5 protein-coding genes and 1 pseudogene are annotated in these 3,297 nt (G+C 70.5%); 3 read left to right on the top strand and 3 right to left on the bottom strand.

Annotation, left to right across the window (positions count from 1 at the left end; all coding sequences use genetic code 11):
* The 3 genes and pseudogenes from Q0L11_RS16940 to Q0L11_RS16930 form a co-directional block, all read left to right on the top strand.
* Positions 1-95, top strand: a pseudogene (locus tag Q0L11_RS16940) (MucR family transcriptional regulator); the annotation flags it as partial.
* A gap of 182 nt (positions 96-277) precedes the next feature.
* Positions 278-769 carry a PAS domain-containing protein gene (locus Q0L11_RS16935; RefSeq protein ID WP_296598780.1) on the top strand — a complete coding sequence of 164 codons (492 nt, stop codon included), beginning with the start codon at positions 278-280 and terminating at the stop codon, positions 767-769.
* Entirely contained in the window at positions 766-1,221 is a 456-nt protein-coding gene (locus Q0L11_RS16930; RefSeq protein WP_296598779.1) for a nuclear transport factor 2 family protein, read from the top strand. Before Q0L11_RS16935 ends, Q0L11_RS16930 begins: the two co-directional genes overlap by 4 nt.
* 31 nt (positions 1,222-1,252) lie before the next feature.
* Here Q0L11_RS16930 and Q0L11_RS16925 read toward each other — a convergent pair whose 3' ends face one another.
* From Q0L11_RS16925 to Q0L11_RS16915, 3 genes are all read right to left on the bottom strand, one after another.
* Complete coding sequence (locus Q0L11_RS16925) at positions 1,253-2,191, bottom strand: hypothetical protein (RefSeq protein ID WP_296598778.1); 939 nt, start codon at positions 2,189-2,191, stop codon at positions 1,253-1,255.
* A gap of 100 nt (positions 2,192-2,291) precedes the next feature.
* The gene (locus Q0L11_RS16920; protein WP_296598777.1) at positions 2,292-2,714 is read right to left on the bottom strand and encodes a SufE family protein; all 423 of its coding nucleotides are present in this window, start codon (positions 2,712-2,714) and stop codon (positions 2,292-2,294) included.
* Between the two features lie 41 nt (positions 2,715-2,755).
* Positions 2,756-3,297, bottom strand: a 542-nt coding sequence (locus Q0L11_RS16915) for a HAMP domain-containing sensor histidine kinase (RefSeq protein WP_296598776.1), incomplete at its 5' end; no start/stop codon positions are given.

The following is a 3,297-nucleotide window of genomic DNA, read 5'->3' as shown; positions in this document are numbered from 1 at the left end:
TGGTCGCCCCGAACTACGCCAAGGCGCGTTCGGACCTGGCCAAGCAGATGGGCCTGGGCCAGGGCGGTCGTCAGGCGCCGCGCAAGAAGCGCTAAGCCTCGGCCGATCCACGATCCGTGGTCTTCGAACGCCCGCCGGTTTCCGGCGGGCGTTCTGCTTTCCGGGTCGGCGTTAACCATTTTTACAGCCCGGAAGGCGTTTCGCGCTTGCCGCCGATTCGCGGGTCAGGCGATATGTGATTCGTCATGAATCCAAGTCGTTGACGGGGCATCTGAAGATGGCGACTCATATTGCGCCGACCGCTGCCGCGATCCGCGCGCACGAGGAGCTGTTCGCGTACTGGAACTCGCTGCGCCGCGACACGCCGATCCCGCCGAAGGGCCGGCTCGACCCGGCCGACATGAAGCGCCTGCTGCCCACGGTCAGCCTCATCGAAGCGCCGGGCGAGGCGGGCGACTACCGCGTGCGCCTGGCCGGCACCGGCCTCTACAACGTCTACGGCCGCGAGATCACCGGCCGTAGCTTCTCCGAGATCTACAACAGCTCCGCCGCCGAATACTGGCGGGGCGAGCTGTCGAAGGTGGTCCGCGAGCGCAAGCCCAGCGTCGGGGTCCACAATCTGGCCTGGCGGGGCGCCTCGCACCTGTCGCTGATCTGGATCCGCCTGCCGCTGGCGACCACCGGCGCCGAGGTCGACATGATCCTCGGCTACGACGCCGTGGTGGGCCTGGGCGCCTCGTCGCCGACGGGCATCCGTCCGGCCGCATGAGGCTGCGAGCGGCCGCGGTCCTGCTGTCGGCCGCGGCGGTGACCCCGGTCCTTGCCGCTCCGGCCCCGGACGAAGCCGCCGAGAAGGCCGCGATCCTCAAGGTGATCGTCGACATGGAAGCCGCCTGGAACCGCGGCGACTTCGAGGGCTACATGGCCGGCTTCCAGAACCCCGGCGTGGTCTTCGTCTCCAAGGGCCGCGTCCAGGACGGCTGGCAAGGCACGCTCGACCACTACGTCCGCGACTACGGCGGCGCGCCGGAGAAGCGCGGCCACCTCCACTTCTTCGACATCCAGATCGAGATGCTGGCCCCCGACGCGGCGCAGCTCATCAGCCGCTACCGGCTGGACCGCCCCGGCGCGCCGCAGGACGGCGTCAACACCAGACTGATGCGCAAGGTGGCCGGCCGCTGGGTCATCGCCCTCAACCACGTCTCGTCCCGCGAGCCGTAGGGGCAGGGCGCATCTCCAGCTCCGGCGTGCTTCAGGGCGCGGAGGTCTTCGGCGGGGGCTGGTTCCCCAGCCGGGCGGCCCCCAGGATGTTGACGATGCCGTAGTTCCCCTCGTGGCACGCGTACTCGAACATCGGTCCCCGCGTCGCCCGGAACACCATCTCTCCGCGCCAGACCTGCGTGTAGAGCGACGGATCGTCCACTGAGAATTCGTAGAAGATTTCGTCGGGCCCGATCCGCGTGAGCCGCTCCTCCACGCGCGCCTCGCCGGAGAGCCAGAAACCCCAAGAGCGTTCCTGCAGGCCGGTCCGCAGCCGCGTCGTCGTGACCACCAGGGTCTCGCCGTCCCAGCGGCCTTCGCACTCCCCCATCCAGGACCGGGGCGCGTTCGGCCCGGCCCCGCCGCCCAGCCGCACCACCCGCGCGTCGTGGTATTTCTCGCTGACCAGGACGATGGCGTCGCGAGTCTGAACGATCTGCAGGACGTTGGTGTCGGGGGAGCTGATCATCGGAGCGCCGGTCGCATCGGCCGTGAGGCAACGCTCCGCCATCGGCCGCTGCTCAGGGTCGTCGTAGTCCGAGTGACGATAGGGCGGGCTCTTCAGCCTCTTCCGCGCCGCCTCGGTATAGGGAAGCTGGCCGTCCGGCGGGTCCACGATCCAGGACCCCCGGATCTCGCCCTTGATGCGCGCCAGTCCGCTGCCGGATTCGGGGAATTCGGAGCCGGCCTGGCCCACCGGATCGGGACCCACATTGACCCCGCCCGACTTGGCCAGCTTGGCTTCCCAGGCCTTGGCGTCCTCCGGCGACACCACCAGGGACTTCAGGTCGCCCGGCCGCTCCAGCTCGGTATAGGACGCGTTGGTCCAGAGGCCTTCCAGGTCGGGCGCGCCGAACCGCGTCCGCGGCGTCCGGTAGGGTTTCGCCGCCATCGACGGCCCCGCCATGGCCCACGCCGCGAAAGACGCCATCAGCGCCCGCCGATCCACCATGCCGTCACCCCCAGAACCGGGACCAGTGTTCCGTGAAACGGCGGCCGGGATCAACGGCCTTCGCGCCGGCCGGGCGCGGTCAGGCCGCGAGTGCGGCTTCCGCGTCGCGCCGGATGCGGGCCACCATCGAGGCCAGGCCGTTCGATCGCTGTGTCGAAAGGGCGCCGGCCAGCCCCAGTTGCTCGAAGGCCGCCTTGGCGTCGAACGCCAGGATCTCCGCCGGCGTATGGCCGGAATACAGCCGCAGCACGATCGCGATCAGGCCCCGCACGATGTGGGCGTCGGAATCGCCGCGGAACGCCAGCGTCCCATCCGCCTGCGGCTCGGTCACCAGCCACACCTGGCTCGCGCAGCCGCGCACCTTGTAGGGGTCGGTCCGCTCATCGTCGGATAGCGGGGCGAGGTCCTTCCCCAGCTCGATCACATAGCGGTAGCGCTCCTCCCAGTCGCCCAGGAGCTCGAACTCGTCGCGGAGTTCGGCAAGCGCGGTCTCGATCGTCATGGCGGCCAATTAGGGACGCCGGGCGCCCCTGGCAACCGGCATCAGCCCGCCGGCAGGCGCACCTCGGCCGTCAGCCCGTCGCCGGGTGCGGAGGTCAGGCGCAGCCGCCCGCCCATCGCCGCGCAGGTCATGTCGGCGATCGGCAGGCCCAGGCCCGCGCCCTCGGCCTTGCGGGTCAGCGCGTTCTCGCCCTGTTCGAAGGGCGCCATAAGCCGCCGCAGCTCGGCTGGGTCGACGCCCTCGCCCTCGTCGCGGATGCGGATGTCCACCTGGCCGTCGCAGGTCCGGGCGCTCACCTCGATGCGCCCGCCCTCGGGCGAGAAGACGATGGCGTTGTGCAGCAGGTGGGTCAGCACCGAGCGCAGTCCCCGGCCGTCGGCGGTCACGGCGGGCAGCGCGCCGCGCCCCAGCACGCATACCTGCACGCCCCGAGCGTCCAGCTCGGGCTTCAGCGCCGTCAGGGCGTCGTCCAGCGCCGATTCCAGCGGCTCGCAGTCGGCGTCGAACTCCATCGTCCGGCCTTCCAGGCGGGCGATCTCCAGCACCTGGTTCACCAGTTTCAGCAGCTTCTGGCCGCTGCCGT

The sequence above is a fragment of the Phenylobacterium sp. genome (assembly GCF_024508875.1).
Classification (GTDB): domain Bacteria; phylum Pseudomonadota; class Alphaproteobacteria; order Caulobacterales; family Caulobacteraceae; genus Phenylobacterium.
The sequence above is the reverse complement of the archived record's forward strand: the minus strand, read 5'-3'. Positions and strand labels throughout refer to the sequence as shown.

Bases quoted from the DNA above. Each gene is read 5' to 3' on its own strand.
- Q0L11_RS16925 (WP_296598778.1), bottom strand. From the start codon at position 2,191: ATGGCGTCTTTCGCGGCGTGGGCCATGGCGGGGCCGTCGATGGCGGCG.
- Q0L11_RS16930 (WP_296598779.1), top strand. From the start codon at position 766: ATGAGGCTGCGAGCGGCCGCGGTCCTGCTGTCGGCCGCGGCGGTGACC.
- Q0L11_RS16935 (WP_296598780.1), top strand. From the start codon at position 278: ATGGCGACTCATATTGCGCCGACCGCTGCCGCGATCCGCGCGCACGAG.
- Q0L11_RS16920 (WP_296598777.1), bottom strand. From the start codon at position 2,714: ATGACGATCGAGACCGCGCTTGCCGAACTCCGCGACGAGTTCGAGCTC.